General features: G+C 65.4%; 12 protein-coding genes. 11 read left to right on the top strand and 1 reads right to left on the bottom strand.

What is annotated here, in order from left to right:
• The first annotated feature begins 2 nt into the window (after positions 1–2).
• From HUTA_RS11715 to HUTA_RS11755, 9 genes are all read left to right on the top strand, one after another.
• On the top strand, positions 3–2498 hold the full coding sequence (locus HUTA_RS11715; protein WP_015790124.1) for an endo-1,4-beta-xylanase: 2496 nt from the start codon (positions 3–5) through the stop codon (positions 2496–2498).
• A gap of 182 nt (positions 2499–2680) precedes the next feature.
• Complete coding sequence (locus HUTA_RS15940) at positions 2681–4483, top strand: PKD domain-containing protein (protein WP_015790125.1); 1803 nt, start codon at positions 2681–2683, stop codon at positions 4481–4483.
• Positions 4484–4601: 118 nt separating this feature from the next.
• Positions 4602–6557: a cellulase family glycosylhydrolase gene (locus HUTA_RS11725; protein WP_015790126.1), complete on the top strand. Its 1956-nt coding sequence runs from the start codon at positions 4602–4604 to the stop codon at positions 6555–6557.
• 6 nt (positions 6558–6563) lie between these two features.
• Positions 6564–10229: a fibronectin type III domain-containing protein gene (locus HUTA_RS15945; RefSeq protein WP_015790127.1), complete on the top strand. Its 3666-nt coding sequence runs from the start codon at positions 6564–6566 to the stop codon at positions 10227–10229.
• A 5-nt stretch (positions 10230–10234) separates the two neighbouring features.
• A complete protein-coding gene (locus HUTA_RS11735) occupies positions 10235–13387 on the top strand; it encodes a fibronectin type III domain-containing protein (protein ID WP_015790128.1) in 3153 nt (1050 codons plus the stop codon).
• Between the two features lie 5 nt (positions 13388–13392).
• Positions 13393–15405, top strand: a complete 2013-nt coding sequence (locus tag HUTA_RS15950) for a PKD domain-containing protein (protein WP_015790129.1) — start codon at positions 13393–13395, stop codon at positions 15403–15405.
• A 136-nt stretch (positions 15406–15541) separates the two neighbouring features.
• Positions 15542–18556, top strand: a complete 3015-nt coding sequence (locus tag HUTA_RS11745; RefSeq protein ID WP_015790130.1) for a fibronectin type III domain-containing protein — start codon at positions 15542–15544, stop codon at positions 18554–18556.
• A gap of 102 nt (positions 18557–18658) precedes the next feature.
• The gene (locus HUTA_RS11750; RefSeq protein WP_015790131.1) at positions 18659–21613 is read left to right on the top strand and encodes a glycoside hydrolase family 9 protein; all 2955 of its coding nucleotides are present in this window, start codon (positions 18659–18661) and stop codon (positions 21611–21613) included.
• A gap of 119 nt (positions 21614–21732) precedes the next feature.
• A complete protein-coding gene (locus HUTA_RS11755; RefSeq protein WP_015790132.1) occupies positions 21733–23568 on the top strand; it encodes a dihydrolipoyllysine-residue succinyltransferase component of 2-oxoglutarate dehydrogenase complex in 1836 nt (611 codons plus the stop codon).
• Positions 23569–23742: 174 nt separating this feature from the next.
• On the opposite strand, the gene HUTA_RS11760 is transcribed toward HUTA_RS11755, so the two are convergent.
• The gene (locus HUTA_RS11760; RefSeq protein WP_015790133.1) at positions 23743–24651 is read right to left on the bottom strand and encodes a serine/threonine-protein kinase RIO2; all 909 of its coding nucleotides are present in this window, start codon (positions 24649–24651) and stop codon (positions 23743–23745) included.
• Between the two features lie 156 nt (positions 24652–24807).
• Between HUTA_RS11760 and HUTA_RS11765 the strand changes: the two genes are divergently transcribed.
• Complete coding sequence (locus HUTA_RS11765; RefSeq protein WP_015790134.1) at positions 24808–25638, top strand: deoxyribonuclease IV; 831 nt, start codon at positions 24808–24810, stop codon at positions 25636–25638.
• Between the two features lie 48 nt (positions 25639–25686).
• The gene (locus HUTA_RS11770; protein ID WP_015790135.1) at positions 25687–26475 is read left to right on the top strand and encodes a class I SAM-dependent methyltransferase; all 789 of its coding nucleotides are present in this window, start codon (positions 25687–25689) and stop codon (positions 26473–26475) included.
• Positions 26476–26486: the final 11 nt, after the last annotated feature.

A 26486-nucleotide genomic window follows, 5' to 3' on the forward strand; every position in this document is an offset into this window, starting at 1 on the left:
CGATGACACACGACGATTCACACGACATCGACGCATCGGCACACGAATCAGACGACGTCCACGACGCGAGCGAACCCACGACCGACGGGGAGGGGCCCGCCGGTTCGATGGAACGGCGGGACTATCTGCGGGCGGTCGCGGCGGCCGCAGCCCTTGGCGGACTCGGGGGTGCAGCGACGGGCGGCGCGGCCGCGGAGACCGCGGACACCTCGCTGGATATCGACGAGCGCATCGAGGAACACCGGACTGGCAATCTGGAAGTCGTCGTCGAGAACCCCGACGGCTCGACGGTCTCGGATGCCAGTGTTGCGGTTTCCCAGCAGGAACACGACTTTGGCTTCGGGACGGCCGTCAACGCGAACACGCTGATCAACAGCTCCAGCGAGGGCGACAACTATCGGGAGTACATCCCCGAACTGTTCAACAAGGCGGTGATGGAGAACCGCCACAAGTGGGACTTCTGGGAGAACGAACAGCAACTGGCCGACGAGGCGACCGAGTGGATCTTGAATCAGGGCCTGGACATGCGGGGGCACGTCTGCATCTGGGGCCGGGAGGACGTCGCGGCGATCCCGGACGACATCCTGACGGCGATCGACGAGGGTGACGAGCAGACGATCCGCGAGCGCTCGATGGCTCACATCGAGGAGATCATCACCCACTACGGCGACGACTTCACCGAGTGGGAGGTCGTCAACGAGGCGATGCACGCCTATCAGCTGCAGATCGGCGTCTACGGCGACCAGATCGACACCGAGGAGCCCTGGACCGGCGACGTCGTCCCCTGGACCTCCGAACTGCTGGCCGACTGGTACGATCAGGCCGAGTCGGTGATCGAGGAGAACGGCCTCGACGTCGGGATCGCCGTCAACGACTTCAACCAGTTCGCGTACGGCTACACCGACAACCGGTACGTCAACGAGATCCAGCATATCAACGACAACGCTGTCCAGCTCGATACGGTCGGCCTTCAGGCTCACGCCGGTGCCCGGACGGGCGAGTTCAATTCCAACGACAGCCCGGACGGCCGGATCAGCGCCGCACAGGTCACCGAGGAGATGAACAAGTGGGCGGATCTCGGTGCGCGCCTGAAGATCACGGAGTTCGACACGTACAACGGCGACGACTGGAATTCCGACGAGGAGCGCGCGGAGGTCTTAGAGAATTACCTCCGCGGAGCGTTCAGCCATCCCGGGTGTGACGACTTCATCATGTGGGGCTTCTGGGACGGCCGCCACTGGGAGAACGAGGCACCGCTGTTCTACGATGATTGGTCGACAAAGCCGGCGTACGATGTCTGGACCGGGCTGGTGTACGACGAGTGGTGGACCGACGATTCCGGCACGACCGACGCCAGTGGAACCTACGCCACGACGGCGTTCCTGGGTGACCACGAAGTCACCGTCAGCACCGACAGCGCGGAGACGACTGAGACAGTCTCGGTCTCGGACGCTTCGGGCACGACGACGGTGACAGTGACGCTCGAAGGCGACGGGGAAAGCGATGGCGACACCCAGCCACCAGAAACGCCGACGAACCTGACCGCGACCGATTCCACGAGTTCCTCGATCACCGTCTCCTGGGACGGCGTGACGGACAACGGAACGTCGGGGCTCGATGTCTACGTCGTCTCAGTCGATGGCAGCGAGGACCAGACCGTCGGCGCCGGGATGACGACAGCGACGATCGACGGGCTGGATGCCGCCACGACCTACGAGATCGGGGTTTCGGCCGTCGACGGTGCGGGCAACGAGTCCGAGACGGCGACCGTCCAGGCAACGACTGACGAGGATGGCGATGGTGATGGCGACGGAGATAGCGATGGCGATGGTGATGGCGATGGCAACGGCGATGGCGATGGTGAAGAAGACGGTGACGAAACTGGCGACGGTGATCTGATCGCCGAGATGGACCCGAGTACGACCAGCCCCGCGGTCGGCGAGCGGGTCACCTTCCGGGTGACGGATACGACCGACTCGGGCAACTGGATCAGCTCCCTGGAGTGGGACCTCGGCAACGGCGACACGGCGAGCGGCTGGTACACCGAGACGACCTACGAGTCCGCCGGCACCTACACCGTGGCGCTGACGGCGACGAATAACGACGACGAGTCCACCACCCACGAGGTCGATATCGTCGTCGGCGGTGGTGACGGCGATGGCGACGGAGAGGGAGATGGCGACGGTGATGGCGACGGTAACGGCGACGGTGATGGCGACGGTGACGGTGATGGAACGACCGGCGATCTCGTCGCCGAGATCGATCCGAGCACGACGGAAGCCAGCGTCGGCCAGACGGTCCAGTTCTGGCTCACTGACGCGACAGGGTCCGCGAACTGGATCACCGGGGCCGAGTGGGATCTCGGCAACGGCGACACGGGTAGTGGCTGGTACGCGGAGACGACCTACGATGCCGCCGGCACCTACACCGTCTCGTTGACTGCGACAGACAACGACGACGAGTCCACGACTGACGAGGTGACCATCACAGTCTCCTGAACGGGCAACCGAACTGGGCGACCGGCGGGATCTGCCACTCACGCACACTCATGGGGATCGATCCCGTCCGGCACCCAGCCGGCGACGCGCTGCTGATCGACAGCGGAACTGACTGACTAATTCGGTGGGGGTCACCGCCACGACCGACAGACTGACCGACACACGCGAGGCCAACTCGACACATGACAGACAACAACACGCAATCGACGACACAGGCGGATAGACAGCAAACCACGACGGATCGGGAGTCTGGACGGTCAGGGGACGCCTCGTCTTCGGATGGGCTCGAGTCTCCGGCCCGACGGGACGTGCTGAAGGCCATCGGTAGCGGGGCGTTGATTGGTGTCCTCGGGACCGGTAGCGCCAGCGCCGATCCGGCCACGTTCGGCGATGGGGTGAACCTCCAGCCGTCGTACTTCTGTGATGGCGATCAGGCGCTGGGCTGGGATCTGATGAACGATCACCCGGACATCGAGACGGTCCGCATCGAGATCGAGCCCTTCTCGTTCGACGAGGTCGCGACGACCGTCGAGGACGCCAAGCGCTGGATCGACGAGGCCGCAGCCAACGGCAAGAACGTCATCGCGACCTATCATCACTACCCGGACAACGGGTCCGCCGAGGCCTCAGCGCTCCAGGATGCCGCGGATTTCTGGGTCGAACACTACGAGACGCTCGCTGCGGACACCGACTTCACCGTCAACCTGATGAACGAGTGGGGAAACCACGACGTCACGGCAGAGGAGTACGCATCGGCGTACAACGACGCCATCAGCACGGTCCGGTCGGGCACTAGTTACGACGGCCCGATCGTCTGTGACGCTCCCGGCTGGGGCCAGGGAACGTATCGACTGGCCGACGCTGTCGAGTCCATCGACCACGACGACCTGATCCTCTCGGCGCACGTCTACCCCAGCGCCTGGAACGCGACAACGGGTCAGAACCTTGTTCCCGAGGATCTCGACGTGCTGGACGAGACGGGGTATCCGTGCATGATCGGCGAGTTCGGCAACTACGCCGACTCGACCGGGGCGGACTGGTCGGCTATCATCGACTACGCGAAAGAACTCGGCTGGCCGGTGATCGGCTGGGCCTGGAACGGCGATGGGTCGGACGATCCCATGAACATGGCCAACCCCTACTGGGGTGACGACTGTGGTGCCGAGTCCTACACAGCGAGTGAGTACTTCGACGTCGTCTACGACAAACTGGGTGACAGTGCCGGCGGTGGTGGCGGTAGTGACGACGGTGACGACGGAACAGACGACGGTGGCGACGGAACAGACGACGGTGGCGATACAGGCGAGGGAAGTGACGGACAGGACGATGGCGACGGTGGGACGACAGTCGACCTGCTCGCGGAGATACGTCCGAGCACCACCGACGCCGGTGTCGGCGAGCGGCTGACCTTCTCGGTCACGGACACCTCCGGTACCGATCGCTGGATCGACGCCCTGTCGTGGGACTTCGACGACGGAGACACCGCGAGTGGCTGGTGGGCCGAACACACGTACGATTCGGCCGGCACCTACACGGTCTCGCTGACGGCGACCGACAACGAGGGCGACTCCACCACCCACCAGGTTGACATCGTCGTCGGCGGTGATGATGGCGCAGACGACGGTGGCGGCGGTGAATCAGATGGCGACGACAGCGAAAGCAGTGATGAGAGCGGTAGCGGGGGCAGCAGTGACGACCAGGCCGGTGAGGACGGTGGCGACTCGACCGGTGATGTGCTCGCGGAGATAACTCCGAGCACGACCGACGCCGCTGTCGGCGAGCGGCTGACCTTCTCGGTGACGGATACGTCCGGCAACAGCCGATGGATCGAGTCGCTGTCGTGGGATTTCGACGACGGGGACACGGCGACCGGCTGGTGGACCGAGCACACCTACGACGCGACGGGGACGTACACGGTTGCGCTGACTGCGACCGACAACGAGGGGGAATCGACCACCCACGAGGTGACGATCACGGTTTCGTGAGTTGACCAACCGGGCCGGGTTCGGGGTAATCGGTTGAACCGATCCGGATCCGGACACCTACTCGATCGGACTGGCTGGTGGTCCCAATCGCGACCGCGAAAACAACGAGAGCATACACATGACGAAAGACCGTTCGACGGAACGAACCGAAACTGACGAATCGACGACTGAACGAGACGAATTCACGCAGGAGGGCCCCGAGACGTATCGGGCAGGGATATCCAGACGGTCGTTTCTGCAGACGACCGCGGCTGCGGGACTGGTCGGCCTGGGCGTCGGGAGTGGCGCTGTCGGCTCAGCGGCTGCAGCCGGTATTCCAACGCCGTGGCTCGAAGTCGATGGCAATCTCCTGCGGGATCCCGACGGCAACAAGGTGATCCTGCGGGGTGTGAACGTTATCGACCCCGCGCGGGCGGCCAAGGAGTGGCGCAAGAACATCGAGCCGCTGATCGAGTTGGCGACCGATCCGGGCGAGGGCTGGCACGCCCACGTCATCCGGCTCCCGATGCAGCCTCAGGACATCGGCGATCATGGTCCGGGGACGGCGGCCCCGACGCCGGGATTCACGCAGGACGAACTCCAGAATTATCTCGCGGAGTACGTCGATCCGGCGGTCGACGCGGCCGAGGACGTCGGCGCGTACATCATGCTGGATTACCATCGCCACTATCCGGAGGGGCCCGACTGGGACTCGCCGGAACTCGACGAGGAGATCCGGTTGTTCTGGAACGAGGTCGCCCCGCGCTACAGCGATCGTTCCCACGTCATCTACGAACTGTACAACGAACCGAACACGCCGTATCCGGGGGCCGGCGATCCGACCGACGACGTTGGCGTCACGGACGCTCGTGCCGAGGAGAACTACCTCTACTGGCGCGAGACGGCCCAGCCGTGGGTCGATCTCATTCGGGAGCACGCGTCCCGGAACCTGATCGTCATCGGGTCGCCGCGCTGGAGCCAGTTCACCTACTGGGCGGGCGAACACGAGTTCGAGGGCGACAATCTCGCGTATGCGGGCCACGTCTACGCCCACGAGAACCTCCGGCCGCTATCGACGTACTTCGGCGAGCCCTCAGAGGAGGTTCCGGTGTTCATGAGCGAGTTCGGGTACGGGACCGAGGGCTCGCCCTACCTCGTCGGGACCAACGAAGTCGAGGGCCAGCAGTTCCTCGACCTCTTCGACGCCCACGACATCCACTGGCAGGCCTGGTGTTTCGACCACACGTGGTCGCCCGGCATGTTGAATCGGGATTACGAGGTCGACAGTCCCCACGGTCGGCTGTTCAAGGAGCGACTTCGCGAGAAGCGCAACGACGACCTGCCGGCGAGCGCCGGCGGTGGCGACGAGACGCCGCCCTCGGCCCCGTCGAACCTCGCCGTGACCGAGACGGGCAGCGAGAGTGTCGGTCTGGCGTGGGACGCCGCGAGTGATTCCGGCGACTCCGGCCTCGCCACTTATGCCGTCTACCTCGACGGCGCGCTGGATCATCGGGTCACTGCCGGGACGACCGCTACAGAAGTCAGCGGCCTGCTGCCGGAGACGACCTACGAGTTCGCCGTCAGTGCCGTCGACGGCGCGGGCAACGAGTCCGACAGGAGCGGGGTCGTCACCGCCACCACCGATCCGCCGGCCAGCGAGCGCCTGGTCCTCAACGACTTCGACGGCGACCCGGCGTGGGCTGACAGTCGCAACGAACTCGGGAACTGGTGCGGTGCCGGTTCCTTCGCAAACGACGACGGCGAGGTCGTGGACGGCGCACTCGTCCTCGAATACGACGGCGGCTGGCTGCAGTCGTACGTTCGCCAGGATGTCTCGTCGTTTTCGACGCTGAATCTGCAGGTTCGCGGTGCCGACGGTGGCGAGGAGTCGGCCTTCGCGGTGGAACTCGGCGGCGGGGGCGGCGTGCTCGCCGAAATCACCGACGACACGATCGGCACGTCGTTCTCGACAGTATCGATCGACATGGCCGCCGCCGGGATGGACGGGGCGAGTCCCGGCGCGGTATATCTCGACTTCTGGTCGGGTGACGGAACGAGTGGAACGATCGAGATCGACGAAATCTGGTTCGAATAGCAACCCATGACACACAACAATCCAGACGACGACAGTACAGCCCGACGAACGACCGAGTCGACGGAGTCACCGTCAACTGCCGGCATCGCGAGCGCGTCACGGCGGGACTTCCTGAAAGCAGCAGCGGCAGGCGGCGCGATCGCGACCGGCTTCGGCGGTGGCCTCGTCGGGAGTGCGGCCGCGGACGTCATCCCGACGCCGCCGCTGCACGTCGATGGCAACCTCATCAAGGACCCCGACGGCGCGACGGTCAACCTCCGGGGGGTCAACATGGCCGATCCCAAGCGGATCAACGTCACCGCGCCGGCCAGGGGCAAGACCGCGACGGACGTGGTCGACCTGCTGACGAACACGGACGACGACTGGCATTCCCGGGTCATCCGGATCCCGGTCCAGCCGGTCGACATCGGCGAGCACGAACCCGGTGAAGGGCCGCCGCCGGTCGCCTTCGACGAGGGCCAACTCGAGACGTATCTCGAGGAGCATCTCGACCCGGTAATCGAGCGGTGTCTCCAGCGCGGCGCGTACGCCATCATCGACTATCATCGCCACCGTGACGTCCAGTGGAACGACGACACGCTGGGCGAGGAAGTCGAGATGTTCTGGGACACCGTCGCGCCGCGGTACGCCGACCAGCCCCACGTCATGTACGAACTGTACAACGAACCGACCGAGCCGGGGATGTGGGGCGATCCGACCCAGAGCCAGAACTGGGCGGACGTCTGGCGGGACTGGAAGGCGACGGCCCAGCCGTGGGTCGACACCATCCGCGAGCACGCGCCCGACAACCTGATCCTGATCGGGTCGCCCAGCTGGTCACAGAGCCCCGAGGGGGCCCTGGTCGAGCCCTTCGACGGCGAGAACCTCGCCTACACCTTCCATATCTATCCCGGGCACAACTCGAGCCAGCAAAACGACTGGGAGGACGCCACCAACAACGGCGAGGGTGTCGCCGGCGTCTACGAGGAGTACCCGCTGTTCGTCACCGAGTGGGGCTGGGAGGAGAACGGTGGCCAGTACATCGGCGGGACGACCTCCGGCTATGGCGAGCCGTTCCTCGAATTTTTGGAGAAGAGTGACGCCATCCACTGGACAGCTTGGTGTGCCGACCCCGTCTGGCGGCCAGTCATGTTCGACCGGGCGTTCACCGAGGAGAGCTTCGAGGACAACATCGGCAACCCCTACGCGGAGGACGTGCCCGAAGACTGTGCCGACCTGCCCTGCGACTGGACGTTGCTCGGGGGCGACAGCTACATGGGCGAGACCGTCAAGAACGCCCTGATCGACTACCAGGACGCCAACCCGCCGACAGTCCCCTACGACGAGCAACCGCCGACCACCCCGTCGAACCTCACCGCCGAAAACGTCACCGAGACGACGGTCGAGCTCTCCTGGGACGGCTCGACCGACCAGGGCGAGGCGGGACTTTCCCATTACAACGTCACCGTCGACGGCCAGAAGATCACACAGGTGCCCGAAGCGACCACGGCCACGACCGTCGAGGGACTGGAATCCGATACGACAGTCACGATCGGCGTGAGCGCGGTCGATCGAGCGCGCAACGAATCCGAGACGGTGACCGTCGAGGTGACGACCGATGCCTTCGAGGACTCGACGCCGCCGTCCGTGCCGGCGAACCTCACCTCGCCGGAGAACACCTGGCAGTCGGTGGCCATTTCCTGGGACGACTCCACCGACGAAGGTGACGCCGAAACCGCGGGACTCGATGGCTACGTCGTCTACGTCGACGGCGAACTCGAACGCGAGGTCGCCGCCGAGACCACGCAAGTCCAGATCGGCGGCCTGGATTCGGACACCACCTACGAGTTCGGCGTCAGTGCGGTCGACCGTGCCGACAACGAGTCCGACATCGCGACCATCGACGTCACGACGGATCTCGCCCGCGCGGGGCCGAACGACCTGCTGATCAACGACTACGACGGCGACCCGGCCTGGCCGGATTCGAACGACCTCGGCAACTGGGTCGGCACCGGCGGCTTCGAGAGCGCAGAGGTCGTCGACGGCCGCCTCGAAATCGACTACAACGCCAGTGGCTGGTACGGCACCGGCGTCTCCCAGGACATCACCGACTACCCGACGCTGCGGATGAAGGTGACCGGCGAGAACGGCGGCGAGCACCGCGGCATCGAGTTGCAGTTTGCGGGCATCGACCCATTGCTCTCGGAGGTCACAGACGACACGATCGGGACCACCGAGTCCATCGTCTCGGTCGACCTCGAGGCGGCCGGTGCTGACCTCGAATCACCCGGCCAGCTTACCCTCCGGTTCTACGATGCCGGCGATAGCTCGATCTCGATCGACGAACTATGGCTGGACAGCGACGAACCCGATGACGACGGCGACTCGATCGCCCCGACGGCCCCCGCGAGCGTCGAGTCGCCGACCCAGTCGGAGACGGCCGTCGAGATCGAGTGGAGCGCTTCGAGCGACGACGGAGGCTCGGGACTCGATCACTACAACGTCTCCGTCGACGGAAGCATCGATCAGCAGGTGCCGGCTGGGACGACCGCCGCGACGATCGAGGGGCTCGACGCCGGGTCGAGCTACGAGATCGGTGTCTCGGCGGTCGACGGCGCCGGCAACGAGTCCAGCCAGACGACGGTGACGGTCTCGACGGCCGGTGGCGACGACGAACAGGCACCGAGTGCGCCGGCGAACCTCACCTCGACGGACCGGACCGACACATCGATCGATCTCGCATGGGACGCCTCGACCGACGAGGGTGGGTCCGGCCTAGATCACTACACCGTCGCCGTCGCCGGTGAACAGGTCCAGCAGGTTGACGCGGGGACGACCACCGCGACGGTTTCGGAGCTCTCGCCAGGAACGAGCTACGACATCGCCGTCACGGCGGTCGACGCTGCCGGCAACGAGTCCACTCCGGCGACGCTGACGGTGGCGACGACCGACGGCGACGACCAGCAAGCGCCCACGATGCCCGGGAACCTCTCGGTCACCGGATCGACCGCCGCCTCCATCGCCGTCTCCTGGGACGCCTCGACGGACAGCGGTGGGTCCGGGCTGGACCACTACACCGTCTTCCTCGACGGGAGCCAGGACCAGCAGATCGAGGCCGGCACGACGGAGGCGACAGTCGTCGGGCTCTCCGCCGACACAACCTACGAGATCGGGGTTTCGGCCGTCGACGGCGCGGGCAACGAGTCCGAGACGGTAACCATCGAAACGACGACGCCCCCGGGCGATCCGGTGGCCGGACTCGTCGTCAACGACTACGACGGCGATCCGGCGTGGTCGAACCACCGGAACGATCTGGGCAACTGGTGTGGGGCCGGCTCCTTCGCAAACGGCGGTGGCGACGTCGAAGATGGCGCACTCGTCCTCGAATACGACAACGCCGGGTGGTTCGTCGAGCAGATCCAGCAGGACGTCAGCGAGTACTCCTCGATCGTCTTCTCGATCGCCGGCGCGAGTGGCGGCGAGGGCGATCACTTCGTCGTCGGCGTCGGCGGCAATCGCTCGACGTTCAGCGACGTCGCGGACGGCTCGATCGGGACCTCGGTCGCTGACGTCGCGATCGACATGGAATCGGCCGGCATCGACGCCGGATCACTGGGTGAACTCCGCCTGAACTTCTGGCAGGCCGGCTCCGGGAGCGGGACACTTCGGATCGAGGAGATCCGACTGGAGTGATTCCGATGGCACGAGACAACCATACTTACGCCGGCGGCGGTGCAGACCGTCCCGACGGACGGACGTATCGTCCGGACGACCGACGGTCGGCACTCGCGGCGTCGCGACGGGACGTCCTCCGCACCATCGGTGCCGGGGCGCTGCTGGGCTCGATCGGGACGGCACGCGTTCAGGCAGCACCCGGGGACCGCGAATTCGTCGCCACCGACGGCCCGGAGTTCACCGTCGGCGGTGAGCCGATCTACTTCAGCGGGACGAACAACTTCTGGGTGACCGATCCCTACAGCGATCGCTCGCGGATCGACGACGTCCTCGCGCTGTGTGCGGACCTGGATCAGAATCTGCTGCGGACCTGGGCGTTCTGTGCGGGCGAGGGCGGCCAGTGTCTCCAGCCCGAACCCGGCGTGTTCAACGAGGCGGCGCTGCAGCACCTCGATTATCTCGTCGCGAAGGCCGGCGAACACGGGGTACGACTCATCCTCTCGCTGGTCAACAACTGGGACGACTACGGCGGGATGGCCCAGTACATCGAATGGGCGGACGGCGCAAGCGAGCACGGCGACTTCTACGTCAACGAGGCGTGTCGTGAACTCTACCGGACTCATGTCGAGACGCTCCTCACGCGGGAGAACTCGATCACCGGCGTCGAGTACCGCAATGACCCCGCGATCGCGATGTGGGAACTCGCCAACGAACCCCGACTGGAGGACGACGACACGGAGACCATCGACGACCGGGAGGCTGCCCTCACCGAATGGTTCGCCGACATGTCCGGGTTCATCAAGGATTTCGACGACAACCACCTGGTGACGACCGGGCTGGAGGGCTTTTACACCCGCGCGGACGGGCCAAACTGGATGTACGGTGACTGGACCGGCCAGAACTTCATCGCCCACCACGAGATCGACACGATCGACGTGTGTTCGTTCCACCTCTATCCGTACCACTGGCCCGGCATGGGACTGGCGGGCCAACTCGCCGAGGACGACGTCGTCAGTGCCGTCGAGTGGATCCGCGAGCACGCCGCCGACGCCCGCGAGACGCTCGAAAAGCCCGCGCTGCTTGGCGAGTTCAACGTCAACGTCCAGGAACACGACCTGGCGACGCGAAACGATCGGTTGCGGGCGTGGTACGACGCCCTCGACAGCCAGGACGCGGGCGCGGCGGCGATCTGGCAACTGGTGCTCGAGGACACCGAGGACCACGACGGCTTCCAGGTCTACCGGAGCGAGTCCGGTGACATCCTCTCGGGGTACGCATCGACGATCCGCGAGAAGTCCGGGCACAGCGACGGGACGCCGACGGCCGACGCGACGGCACCTTCTTCGCTCCGAATCGGCGAGTCCGGCGATTTCAGCGGCACCTACTCCTTCGACCCGGACGGCTCGATCGCCGCCTACGACTGGGCCTTCGACGACGGCGCGACGGCCACCGGCGAGCGGGTGGCCCATCGCTTCGCCGAGACCGGGTCCCACGAGGCCGAACTGACCGTTACCGACGACAGCGGCGCGACTGACGCCGACATCGAGTCGGTTTCCGTCGAAGGCATCCCGGAAGACTCGTTCCTCGTCGAGGGCGCGGGAGAGACGTTCCACCGCGACACCAAGCAGTGCCACTTCGCGTCGATGCCCGCGTCGGGCGACGTGGCGGTCACGGCCCGCGTCGCGGATCTCGAACCGGTCGATCCCGAAACCCAGGCCGGTGTGATGGTGGCCGACGATCCGGACGCGCCCGGCGCGCTCGGTGCCGCCACGATCACGCCCGGCGAGGGGAGCGAACTGACGCGGGCTTACGACTCGACGGTGTGGCGCGAGCGTGCCGGCGACGATCGCACGCCGCCGATCTGGTTGCGCGTCAAGCGGTCGGGATCGACAGTGTCGGCCTCGGTCTCGCCGAACGGCTCGGACTGGACGGAGATCGGCTCCGGCGACGTCGATCTCCCCGATGATGTCCACGTCGGGCTGTTCGTCAGCAGCAACGCCGCCGGCGAACTCGCCGCCGCGCGCTTCGACGAGGTTGATTGGCTGGAGGACTGGACGGCGACCGACGTCGGCCCCGTTTCGGTGGCCGGCGCGACGACCGCCGGCGACGGCACCACTGACGACGGTGATGGCGACGAGGACACGACGCCGCCGACGGCGCCCGGCGATCTGACAGTGACCGAGACGACGGACTCCTCGATTTCGCTCTCGTGGGACGCCGCCACCGACGACGGTGGGTCGGGCCTTGCCCACTACGATGTCTCCGTCGACGGCGCGCTCGACCAGCAGGTCCCCGCTGGCACGACGACCGCGACGGTTGAGGCCCTCGATCCCGGGACGGCCTACGACATCGGGGTGTCAGCTGTCGACGGCGCGGGCAACGAATCCGGGACCGTGACGGTGACGGCGACGACCGGGGACGGCGACGACGAGGCACCGACGGCGCCCGCCGACCTGACGGCGACCGAAACAACGAGTTCCTCGGTCTCGCTCTCTTGGGACGCCTCGACGGATTCGGGCGGCTCCGGGGTCGAGCAGTACGTCGTTGCCGTCGACGGCGAAACGGCCCACACCGTCGAGGCCGACACAACGAGTACGACCGTCGAGGAACTGGACGCCGAGACGACCTACGAGCTCGGCGTCTCGGCGGTCGACGCGGCCGGAAACGTGTCCGACCCGGCCGTCATCGAGGTGGCGACCGCCGAGGGCGACGATAGCGATGAGGAACCGCCAGAAAATGCCCTGGTCGTCAACGACTACGACGGTGATCCGGCGTGGTCCAGCAATCGCAACGACCTCGGGAACTGGTGTGGGGCCGGCTCCTTCGCAAACGGCGGTGGCGATGTCGAAGATGGCGCACTCGTCCTCGAATACGACAACGCCGGGTGGTTCGTCGAGCAACTCAACCAGGATGTCTCCGCGCACTCCGAACTGGTGTTCGTCGTCAGTGGTGCGAGTGGCGGCGAGGGCGATCACTTCGTCGTCAGCGCCGGCGGTGTCCGCTCGCGGTTCAGCGACGTGGCGGACGGGTCGATCGACACCGATCCGAAGCCGATCGCGATTGACATGGAATCGGCAGGGATCGACGCCACGTCGCCCGGGGAATTGCGTTTGAACTTCTGGCAGGGTGGGTCCGGAAGTGGGGCCCTCCGCATCGAGGAGATCAGACTGGAGTAATCACGATGACACGGGAGACAGACGGAAACGACCGCGAACGGGCATCGAACCTGACGCGCCGGCGGGTGCTGCAGGCTGGGGCCAGCGGACTCCTCGCCGCGACCGTCGGGACATCGGCACTCACCGCAACGGCTGGCGCGGTCACCACTGCGCGGATCAGCCCAAGCGACGGGTTCGCAGCTGTCGGGGACTGGCTCGAAGACGACGAGCCGGAAATCTACCGGATTCAGGAGCCGACACGTTCGGCCGTCGAGGCGGCCTTCCAGGCGTCGGGGCCGCGTGTGGTTGTCTTCGAGACCAGCGGGACGATCGATCTCGGCGGTGAGGCGCTCGCGATCACCGAAGACAAGTGCTGGGTCGCGGGTCAGACGGCTCCCTCGTCCGGTATCACGTTCGTCAAGGGGATGGTACAGGTCGACGCCGACGACTGCGTCGTTCAGCATATCCGAACCCGGCACGGCCCCGGTTCTGACGGGGAGATCCAGAGCAACGACTCGCTCAACACGGCCGACGATACGTCGAACAACGTCATCGATCACGTCACGGCCTCCTGGGGCACCGACGAGTGTCTCTCGGTGGGGTACGACACCACCGACACGACGGTCACGAACTGCCTGGTGTACGAGGGGCTGTACGATCCCTACGGCGACAGCTCGGATCACAACTACGCCACGCTGGTCGGCGACGGTGCCGAGAACGTCACGCTGGCGGGCAACGTCTGGGCGAAGTGTCGCGGTCGAGTCCCGCGATTGAAGAGCGAGACTCGGAGCGTCGTCGCGAACAACGTGATGTACTTCTTCAACGAGGCGACCAACATGGACGGCGACACGGCGGCCGCCATCGTCGGGAACGTCTACATCCCCCAGGACGTCGATGATACGCCGATCGAGGACGGCAACGCCTCTCTCTCGGACAACGTCACGGACCCGAGTTCGACGCCGCTAACGGGTGGGACCGAGGAGCTGTCGAGTCGGCCGCTCTGGCCCGCCGGGTTCGAGACATTGGACGTCAGTGGCGTCGAATCACACAATCTCTCGAACGCCGGCGCACGACCGGCCGATCGGACCGACAACGACGCCCGGATCGTCTCCGAGATCCGGGATCGCGCCGGCGATGACTACCTCGACTCGCCATACGATTACTGGGTCCCGCATCCAGATGCCGTCGGGGGATACCCTGACCTGCCTGTCAACACCCACTCGCTTTCGGTTCCCGACACCGGCCTGCGTGAGTGGCTCACTGAATGGGCCGCCGCCGTCGAAGACGCCAGCGCTGATCCCGGTACCGGCGGGGGCGAAAGCGACGAGGGTGACGGCAATTCGGGAAGCGACGACGGCAGCGGTGACGATTCCGGCGGTGACGATGGCAGTGATGACGGGAGCGGTGACAGCACCGACTGTGAGCCGACTACGATCGAGCCGTATCTGCGCGTCGACGGCGGCGACTGGCAAAATACCGGCGAGGTGACCGTCGAACCCGGTGGGTCCGTCGAGTTCGGGCCACATCCACACGACGGAACCGACGACTGGGTCTGGAACGGGCCGGGGCTCTCGGCCACGACGCGGGAAGTCGTCGTCGAGCCCGACGCGACGGCGACGTACACCGCAGCCTACACCAACGACTGTGGAGCTGTTTCCGAGTACGAGTTCGTCGTGACTGTCGAGGAACGTGACGACGGAGCTGACAGCGACAGCGGCGGTGACGGGAGCGGTACGGATGGCAGTGGTGGTGACGGGAGTGGGGACGACGAGACGAGTAGCGATGATCTGATCGCCGAACTCGATCCGGGGACGACGGATGCAGCTGTCGGCGAGTGGATCCCGTTCGCGATCGTCGATACCACTGACAGTGATCACTGGATCACGGGCCTGTCCTGGTCCTTCGGCGACGGAACCACGGCGACTGGGTGGTGGAACGCCCACACCTACGACACAGCGGGAACGTACCCGGTCTCGCTGACCGCGACCAACGACGCCGGTGAATCGACGACTCACGAGGTGAGTATCACCGTGACGTGACCGACTGAATCGGCCACAACAGCGGCTGCCGGCCGAGACTGTGGCCATCTTCCCGTCGGGACGGTTCGTTCCGTGGTCACGGGGGGAGCGCTTGACTGAATTGGGGGGACGACTGACTGCGAATACATGATTACAAATGACGGACGAAGCGACCGAATCGATTGAAGCATCGGCGACTGATCACACTGACGAGACAGCTGGAAATCGCAAGGACCCCGGTCTCACCTCGTCACGCCGGACGTTCCTCGGGGCGATGGCGAGTGCTGGGACGATCGGTGCTGGGCTTTCGGCCGCCACTGGGACCGCTGCCGCCGGTGTGCCGACGCCACGGCTGCACACCGAGGGGCGGTGGATCCGCGATCCGGCGGGCAACGACGTGACGCTCCGGGGGATGGCACCCGCTGACCCCGGTTTCTACCGGCAGTACCATCCCAAGAGCTTCGAGGAAGTGCTGGAGTGGGCGACTGACACGGATCGGGGCTGGCATCCCAACATTGTCCGGCTACCCTGTACGCAGGACTCGATCGACGCGCTGGGCCTGGAAACGTACGTCACCGAGGTCCTCCGCCCCGCGGTCGACCTGCTGGCCGCGCGGGATGTCTACGCGCTGGTGGACTTCCACCTCATCAGGCCCTACACACAGGATGCAACCGAGACGTACAACGAGGAAAACGACGACGACCTCGCGCCGATCGACGACGTGATGACGACCTTCTGGGATCGGGTCGCCCCGGAGTTCGCCGAGGACGAACACGTCATCTACGAGCTGTTCAACGAGCCGACCCAGCCGGCGATGTACGGCGACGATGCCGGTGCCTTTCAGGCCTGGCGGGACGCCGCCCAGCCGTGGGTCGACCTCGTCCGCGAACACGCGCCGGAGACGCCGATCATCATCGGCTCGCCGCGGTGGACGTCGGTGACCCACATGGCGCCGGAGTATCCCTTCGATGGGGAGAACCTGATCTACGCGGCGCACATCTACCCCGACAACGGCCCGCCCGCGGACTTCGACCAGTGGTACGGCGAACCCGCCACCGAAGTCCCGGTCGTCGTCACGGAGTTCGGCTGGGAACCCACCGGGGGCTCCGTCGATCAGGGCACCACCTCCGGGTGGGGCGAGCCGTTCCGCGAGTGGGTCGAGGGCTACGAGAACATGGGGTGGATCTCGTGGTGTTTCGACGACTCCTGGGAGCCGGCCTTCTTCGAGTCGCCGGACGCTGGGGCCAACGAGCCCTGGACGCTCAAGGACGACGCAGATCAGATGGGGGGGTACATCAAGACCTGGCTGGAGGCAACCAAAGATCAGGGCATCCCGGAGAGTGCGATCGACGACGACGTCGCGCCGCCGGTTCCATCCGGCCTCGAGGTGACCCGTTCGACCGAGATCAGCGTCGAGATCGCCTGGAACGCCGTCACCGACGAGGGCGAGGCCGGCCTCTCCCATTACAACGTCTACGTCGACGGCGAGCGCCGCGGGCAGGTGATCGACGGGACGGCGACGACGGTCGACGGCCTGGAGCCGGCTTCGACCTACGAGGTCGGTGTTTCTGCCGTCGACAGTGCGGGCAACGAGTCCAATCAGACGACGACGGTCGCCGAAACGATTGCCACCGACGCCGGCCAGTCGGCGTTCGTCGAGCACGAACTCCCGGGCCGCATCCAGGCCGAGGACTTCGACGAGGGTGGCCAGGGAATCGCCTATTACGATACAGGATCCACGAACGAGGCCGGGGCCGACTACCGCGAGACGGGCGTCGACATCGGGACGGCCGTCGAGTCGGGGTACAACGTCGGCTACACCGAGACCGGCGAGTGGCTCGAGTACACTGTCACCGTCGAATCCGGTGGTAGCTACGAGGCCACCGTTCGGGTTGCCAACGGCGCTGATTCGGGTGGCGACCTCCGGATCGAGGTCGACCGCGCCGAGGTGGCGACACAGAACGTCTGGCCGACCGGCGGCTGGGAGAACTTCGAGGAGATCCGTGTCGGCGAGGTCGACATCCCCGAGGGCGAGCACGTCATCCGGATCGTCGTCGAGACCAGCGGCTGGAACTTCGACTGGATCGAGTTCACTGGCGGCGACGGCGGCGGCGAGGACGTGACCCCGCCGACTGCTCCCTCGAACCTCTCAGTGACCACGACGACGCCGTCATCCGCCGAGATCGCGTGGGATGCCGCGACCGACGAGGGCGGGAGCGGACTCGATCACTACGCGGTGTACGTCGACGGGAGTCTCGATCAGCAGGTTCCGACCGGGACCACGTCGGCGACGATCGCGGATCTCGCGGCCGAGACGAGCTACGAGATCGGCGTCTCGGCCGTCGATGGGGCAGGCAACGAGTCCGAATCGGTGACTGTCGACGTGACGACCGACGCCGGCGACGACACGACCCCGCCGACTGTCCCCGGCGACCTCTCGGTCGATGGGACGACGGCCACGTCGATCGACGTCGCCTGGAGTGGTGCTTCGGACGCCGGCACGGGTGTCGACGCCTACGCCGTCTACGTCGACGGGAGCCGTGATCAGGCGGTTAAGGCAGGGACGACGACGGCGACGATCGACAGCCTCTCGGCGGTGACGACCTATGAGGTCGGGGTTTCGGCGATCGACGGGGCCGGCAACGAGTCGGCGACGGCGACCGTCGAGGCCACCACCGACCAGAGCGACGACGGCGAAGACGATGAGGACGACGAATCACCGGCAGACGCCCTGGTCGTCAACGATTACGACGGCGATCCGTCGTGGTCGAGCAATCGCAACGACCTCGGCAAGTGGTGCGGGGCCGGGTCGTTCCAGAATGGTACTGCCGGTGGCGGTGCGGTCGAGGACGGTGCGCTGGTCCTCGAATACGACAACGCCGGGTGGTTCGTCGAACAGGTCCAGCAAGACGTCAGCGACTACTCGACGGTCGTGTTGCGGGTCAGCGGGGCGAACGGCGGCGAGGAGAGCGAGTTCCTCTTCGACATGGGCGGTGCGCGCGACCTGCTCGCGAATCTGACCGACGACTCGATCACGACGAGTGTCACTGACGTCGCGATCGACATGGAGTCGGCCGGGATCGACCCGTCGGGCGGGGGACTCTCGATCCGCCTGAACTTCTGGCAAGGAGGTGCGAGCACGCTCGAAATCGAAGAGATCCGACTCGAATAGACATCGAAACGTTCGATCACGACCCACCGGAGCCCTCGGAATCGGCTGGGGTGAGAAGGGCCGACGGCTCCTGTGGCCCGACCAACCAACGACACGATATCCATGACAGAACACGACGCGAAATCAGGGGGAATGGGGCGGACGACGACCGACGGCGACACCGATCTGTTCCGTCGGGACCTGCTTGCGGCGATGGGACTGGGCGCGGGATCGGTCGCGCTCGGGACGGACGTGGCCACGCCGAGCGTGGTCTCCCGAGCAGCCGCACAGACTGACCTGGGATTCGATTACGCCCATGCGCTCCAGCAGTCACTGTACTTCTACGACGCCAATCGCTGTGGCGCAACAACGATGGGCAATCGCCTCCAGTGGCGCGGCGAGTGCCACCACTCGGACACTGAGATCCCGCTCGATGCGGCGACCGAGGACGGCGGGACCAACCTCTCTGGGAGCTTCATTGAGGAGTACAGCGACGTGCTCGACCCCGACGGCACCGGGACGATCGACGTCAGCGGCGGGTTTCACGACGCCGGCGACCACATGAAGTTCGGGCTCCCCCAGTCCTACAGCGCCTCGACGCTTTCCTGGGCGCTCTACGAGTTCGAGGACGCCTTCAGGGATGTCGGCTCCTACGACCACATGGTCGACATCCTGCGGCACTTCGCCGATTACTTCCTGAAGTCGACGTTCCGGGATGACGAAGGCAACGTCGTCGCCTTCTGCTATCACGTCGGCGAGGGGAGCATCGACCACAACTACTGGGGGCCGCCGGAACTCCAGTCGTCCGAGGAGTATCCCCGGCCAGCCTACTTTGCTACGCCGGAGGATCCAGCCAGCGACCAGTGCGCCGGGACGGCCGCGGCGCTGACGATCACCTCGCTCGTCCTGGAGTCCGAGGATTCGGCGTACGCGGCGGAGTGTCTCGACACGGCACAGGCGCTGTATGACTTCGCCGTCGAGAACCGCGGACTTGGGTACGACGGGGGTTTCTACGACTCGAGTTACGACGAGGACGAACTCTCCTGGGCGGCGGTCTGGTTGCACATCGCGACTGAGGACGACGCGTATCTGGATGACATCCTCGCGACCGACGATTCGGGCACCTACACCGGGTATCTCGGGGAGATCATCGACTCGACCGACGACGACTGGCAGAACATCTGGGTCCACTCCTGGGACACGGTCTGGGGCGGTGTCTTCCTCAAACTCGCGCCGATCACCGACGACCCCGAGCACTGGCAGATCGCCCGCTGGAACCTGGAGTATCTCTCTGGCGGTTCGGTCGAGCATGAAGACGACAACGATACGAACTACGCCTCGACGTCGGATGCTGGGTTCACCGTGCTCAACACGTGGGGGTCGGCCCGGTACAACGCCGCCGCGCAGTTCCAGGCGATGGTCTACCGGAAGTACCGCGACACCGAGAAGGCGGTCGCACTCACCGACTGGGCGGCGACCCAGATGAACTACATCATGGGTGACAACTCCTTCGGGTACTCGCTGATCGTCGGGTTCACCGACGACCACGCCGAGCATCCCCACCACCGGGCTGCCCACGGCTCGAAGGAGAACAGCATGGAGGAACCCGAAGAGCACCGCCACACGCTGTGGGGTGCCCTGGTCGGCGGGCCCGACGAGGACGACACCCACGTCGACGAGACCTCGGATTACGTCTACAACGAGGTCGCGATCGACTTCAACGCGGGACTGGTCGGCGCGCTCGCGGGGTTCAACACCTTCTACGACGATACCGGCGAGGCAGTCGCGGAGTTTCCCCCGGGTGAGGAGCCGATCGACGCCTACTACGCCGAGGGGGAGGTCCTCCAGGAGAACGCCGACCGGACACAGGTTCGAGTGACGATCCACAACGAATCGATCCACCCGCCCCATCGCGAGGACGGCCTCAGCGCCCGCTATTTCATCGACGTCAGCGAGTTGCGCGACGCCGGCCAGTCGATCGACGCCGTCTCGGTCGAGGTCCAGTACGACCAGCAATCAACCATGGGCGATGGGTCGGCCGACGTCTCGGGGCCGATCGCCTGGGACGAGGATGCCGGCATCTACTACATCGAACTCGACTGGTCGGGCAACCAGATCTATGGCGCACGGGAGATTCAGATCTCGATGATCGCCGAGCAGGACGACAACTGGGAGAGCAACTGGGATCCATCGAACGACCCGAGCTTCCAGGACATCGGCGAGGCGGCGACCGTCACCGAGGCGATCTCCGTCTACCTCGACGGCGAACTGGTTTACGGCCAGCTTCCGGGTGAGTCCGAGTCTGAGCCCGACGACACGACCGCTCCGACGGCTCCCTCGAACCTCTCTGTGGTCGAGACGACAGCGTCCTCGGCCGAGGTCGAGTGGGAGGCCGCCAGCGACGAGGGCGGTAGCGGCCTCGATCACTACACCATCTCCGTTGCGGGCGACTTCGACCAGCAGGTTGGGGCAGGGACGACGACGGCGACTGTCGAGGAACTGGACGCCGAGACGACCTACGAGATCGGCGTCTCGGCGGTCGACGGTGCCGGCAACGAGTCCGATACGGTAACCGTCGAGGCGACGACTGACGAGGCCGACGACGGCGAGGACGACAGCGATGACGAGGAATCACCGACGGATGCCCTCGTCGTCAACGACTACGACGGCGACCCGGCGTGGTCGAGCAACCGGAACGACCTCGGCCAGTGGTGTGGGGCCGGCTCCTTCGAGAACGGGGCAGGCGAGGTAGCCGACGGGGCGCTGGTCCTCGAATACGACAACGGTGGCTGGTACCAGGAACAGATCAACCGGGATGTGAGCGACTATTCGAGCGTCGTCCTGGATGTGTGCGGTGCGAACGGTGGCGAGGAGAACGAAATCCGCTTTGCCATGGGCGGCGTCTCGGGCCTTCTGGGTGATCTCACCGGCGATTCGATCGGGACGAGTGCCGGCGAGGTACGGATCGACATGGAATCAGCTGGCATCGACCCCACTGCTGAGGGACTCGCGGTGCGGCTAAACTTCTGGCAGGGGGGTGAGAGCACCCTCGCAATCGAGGCGATCCGTCTCGAGTAACCACTGACGGCGCAGCTACCATCCCGCGCTGACGCGTTCGGCCCTCCCGACGAAGGCTGATGAACGGCTTACCGGTTCCATCACGTTTTTCACACAATCGATTGTTAATATCAACTGGTATGGTCAAACGAAGGACCGTATTGAAGGGGAGTATCGCGCTCGGCAGCCTGGGGCTTGCGACGTCCGTCCTGGGTCAGGAACATTCGCCGCTGGTTGTCCACGAATTCGACGGCGGGACCTATCCCGGCTCGAACGACCTGGGAAACTGGGCGGATGCGGGGAGTTTCGCCAACGGTAGCGGGGCAGGCGAAGTCGAAGACGGTGCGCTCCGGCTGGAGTACGACAATGCCGGGTGGTTCGGGAGCAACGTCTCCCAGTCGATCGACGACTATCAGTATCTCACGCTTCGAATCCGCGGGGACGACGGTGGTGAGGAGTCGGATTTCCGCCTCAAGATCGGCGGCGCCTCGGATCTGCTGGAAAACCTGACGGATGACTCGATCGGCACCGACTACTCGACCGTCTCGGTCGACCTCGAGTCGGTCGGTGCCGATCGCGAGAACCCACAGGCAGTCAGGTTCAACTTCTGGCAGGGGGCCTCAGGGGCCGTCGAGATCGATCGGATCGCGGTTACGACCGACCCGGACGACGACGGTTCGGAGACACCGACCGAGACGCCCGAAGACACGCCGACTGAAACGCCCGAGGATACACCGACTGAGACGCCCGAAGACACGCCGACCGAGGAGCCTGACGATGACGACGGGGAGCCGACCTGGGACGTGCCGTTCCCGGACCGGCCGCCGGAGCCTGATACGCTGCCGTCGGACATTACCGGCAGTACGACGGTCGCCGAACTGTACGAGCACTTCGACGATCCGTACTACGTCCCGCGGGACTTCACGGACTACCTGCCCGGCGAGACGTCCTCGACGGGTCAGACTTGGACGGACGCCGAGAAGGCCGAGGAGTTCAATTACGACGTCGAGGCCGTCCAGAACAACATCAGCGACGGGTCGCTGACCCTCGACCAGCTCGGCACGCAGGCGTTGCCCTACGTCCAGCAACTCGCCGACAACGACTTCCCCGCCCACGCAACCGTGAAACTCCTCCCGCGGCTCGCGCTGTTGCCGGACGAGACCGAAGACCCCGGCACGCACGACGACCCCGACAACGTCTGGGACGAGACCGCCGGCCCGACCCAAGCGACGAACGGTCCCGACCAGTTTATTCAGGACCGCTGGCCGACGGACGCCCGAACGTACCAGCCTGACGAGGTCCGCGTGCGTGACCGCGTCCACGACCAGCCGGAGTACGACGACAGCCGCGAGTGGGGGAGTTCGGCGGACCTGCCCGAGGACGTCGTCAATAACCCGGACAACCCCATCCACGAGATGGTGGCCGACAAGGTCGACCCGCGGACCGGCGAGTCGCTTGGCGGCGACGGCTTCACCGCCAACGCGCCGATGGAGGCGTCCGTCGAGATCCACGAGAACGGCGGCGGCTACTGGAACCAGTACCTCGTTCTGAAAAACACCAGCGAGGTGCCGTACTTCCAGGACGGCATGGTCATCACGTGGCTCGGGCCGTCGGGCGACGCCGCGAACCTCGCGGACGGCCACTGGAACAACCCCCACCGCCCGAGTCAGTCGCTTGGCCACCCCCAGCGCGACGTGATCGAAGTCAACCACCCCGACTACGAGGGCATGTCGGCCTACGCCGTCCGGTGTGCAAATCACGACGAGCCCTACCACATGCGGACGATCTACCCGAACCAGCAGGTCGCCATGGAGATCGGGACGCCCGCGAACCCCGAGCAGTGGTCCTCGTCTTCGGCGCGCCAGGACCTGGTCGACACGATGCTGGACTCGTTGCACGTCGAACTCGAGACCAACCTCAGCCGGAACGACCGGCTCATCGACGCCATCGACCTGAAATATCGGGTCCCGAACTGATCGTCGACGGGTCATACCGCGACCAGCTAACAGATTCCACTTTTCGCACAGTTTTCCTCCCCTGCCTCAGGGACGGCGGCATATTTGATATAGCCAATAATGATTTATGCGTGTGGCGCGGGTCGGACGCTTCTCCGTGGTAACTGCTGCTCGACGGCAGCAATAGGCGAATTCTCAGGTTTCGTCCGAATCGATCGAGTCGAAGCGCCCTTCGGCGATGGCAGCGGCGACTGTCGTGTCCTCCACGTCCTCGATCGCGTGGGGGTATTTCCGGGTGAAGTACCCAAGAATATTCGTGACGTCGCGTTCGAGCAGCTCGCGGGCGTTTTCGTGCTCTGTCGGGACGGCCTGTGGCCAATCGAAGACGGTGACGCCGCTCTCCCCGACGAAAATATTGTATTCACTCATGTCGGCGTGGACGTACCCCGCCTCGTAGGCGTTCTGGACTTCGTCGAGAATCAGATCCAGGACCGGCCGGACTTGCTGGTCTTCGAGTTTCGTCCGTGAGAGTTCGACGCCGTCCATGCGCTCCATCACGATCGCGTGACGGTTGTGATCGACCGGTCTCGGCACGCTCACCCCGGGGTATAGCTCTTCGAGCGCGGTATACTCGCGCTCGGCGGCCTTCCGGGCGGTGTACAGCCAGGAGACGTGCTCGCGATCGGCGGTGTACTCGCGTTCGCGCATCACTTCCCGGAAGTTCGTATAGCCCTCGCGGTGATACTTCAACGCCAGGGGCTTGTAGGATTGGACCTCGTAGACGTCACTTTCCTTGCCCACACCAAGACTCGAACCGACTCCCTGGATCGACTCGCGCTCGGCGAAGGTGTGCAACGCGAGTGCGTCATAGCCCTCGAACGTCAGTGAAAATCCCTGGTACTGGATCGTCTTGCGCTCGATTAACCCCCGGTCCTCACACCGGTCGAGTCGGTAATCGACGTCCTCGACGGTCATTCTCGCGAATTCGGGTATCTTTTCTCGGGAAACCCACTCCGAGAACCGCATTCCCTGCTCGATCCCCGAGAGAAGATGAAAGTCCTCCGGCTCGAGCTCGGCTATCACCGGGGCGACGTTCGAGACCATTAGAGTCCGGTAGGGGTTTGTCCGGCAAAAGCCCGACGTGTCGTTGCGTTCCCCCGAAATTAAATCCCATTTCGCTATACGAAGTCCAGTTAGCGCGGCAACCGCCGGAATGTCACCGTCGAAGCGCCTATGTCCAGCAGGGCCGAGGGTCGAGATATGCAAATCGGCGCTCACACCTCTATCGCTGGCGGCGTCTCCAACGCCGTCGAGGAACAGCTCGAATACGACGGCAACTGCGGACAGATCTTCTCACACTCACCGCAGGTCTGGCAGGAGCCGTCGATCGAAGACAGCGAGGCCGAGGCGTTCCGACAACACTCAGCCGAGGCCGATGTCGGACCGTGGGTGATCCACGCGTCCTATCTGGTCAACCTCTGTACGCCAAAAGACGACCTTCGCGAGAAGTCGATCGCCAGCCTCCAGGACGAGGTCGACGCCGCGGCGACACTCGACATCGAGTACGTCAACGTCCATCTCGGTGCCCACACGGGCGCGGGCGTCGAGCAGGGACTGGCGAACGCCGCCAGCGCACTCGACGAACTCGACGTTCCCGAGGACGTGACTGTCCTCGTCGAATCGGACGCCGGCAGCGGGACCAAACTCGGCGGCGACTTCGAGCACCTCGCGACGGTTCTGGAGGCGAGCGAGCAGGACCTCGGCGTCTGTCTCGACACGGCCCACCTCTTCGCCGCCGGGTACGACCTTTCGACGCCCGATGCCGTCGCGGAGACCGTCGCCGACTTCGACGAGAAGGTGGGTCTTGACACGCTCGAATGTCTCCACCTCAACGACTCCAAGCACGCCTGCGGGACGAACAAGGACGAACACGCCCACCTCGGCGAGGGCGAGATCGGCGAGGCGGGCATCGCAGCCGTCGTCAACCACGACGCGTTGCGGGAGTTGCCGTTCGTCCTGGAGACGCCGACCGAGGACGGCCGGGGCTTCGCCTGGAACGTCGAACGCGCACGCGAGCTTCGCGAGGCCTGACACGGGACGTTTCGAGCACCTTTTTGACGCCCGTGGGATATCACCGGTATGCGCCGGTTCGACGCCGAGTACCTCACGCACACCCGCCGCGGCATGTGGGCGGACTCGCGTGAAGCGCTTTCCACCCTGGATCTGTCAACCCGCGAGCGGGTGCTGGACGTGGGCAGCGGCACTGGCGCGCTCACCAGGGTTCTCCGCGAGGAAACGCCGGGCGATGTCGTCGGCGTCGATGCGGATCCGCAACTCCTCGACCACGTGGAGGGACCGGCAGTCGTCGGTGACGCGTTCGGACTCCCCTTTCCCGACGACACCTTCGATCTGGTGGTCTGTCAGGCACTCCTGATCAATCTCCCCGAACCAGTCGACGCCGTTCGGGAGTTCGCTCGTGTCTCCCGGGACGGCGTTGCGGTGATCGAACCGGACAACGAGAGCGTGACGGTCGAGTCGACCGTCGACGGCGAATCGGCGCTCGCCGGCGAGGCTCGCGAGCACTACCTCGCCGGCGTCGACACCGACGTCACGCTCGGCTCGGACGTGGCGTCCGTGCTCGCGGAAGCCGGCCTGGCGTCGGTCGAGATCACCCGCTACGATCACGCCCGGACGATAGCGCCCCCGTACGGCGAGGCCGATGTCGAATCTGCCCGTCGAAAAGCCAGCGGTTCGGGGATCGCCACGGACCGAGAGACGTTGCTCGACGGCGGGCTCTCGACGGAAGCGTACGACCGTCTCCGACAGCGGTGGCGCCAGATGGGCCGGGACGTCATCGAACAGATGGCTGATCGGACCTACGAGCGGACGGAGACCGTCCCCTTCTACGTCGCGGTGGGTCAGATCTGAGTGGGAGACGC

Origin of the sequence: Halorhabdus utahensis DSM 12940 (assembly GCF_000023945.1) — an archaeon.
Lineage (GTDB): Archaea > Halobacteriota > Halobacteria > Halobacteriales > Haloarculaceae > Halorhabdus > Halorhabdus utahensis.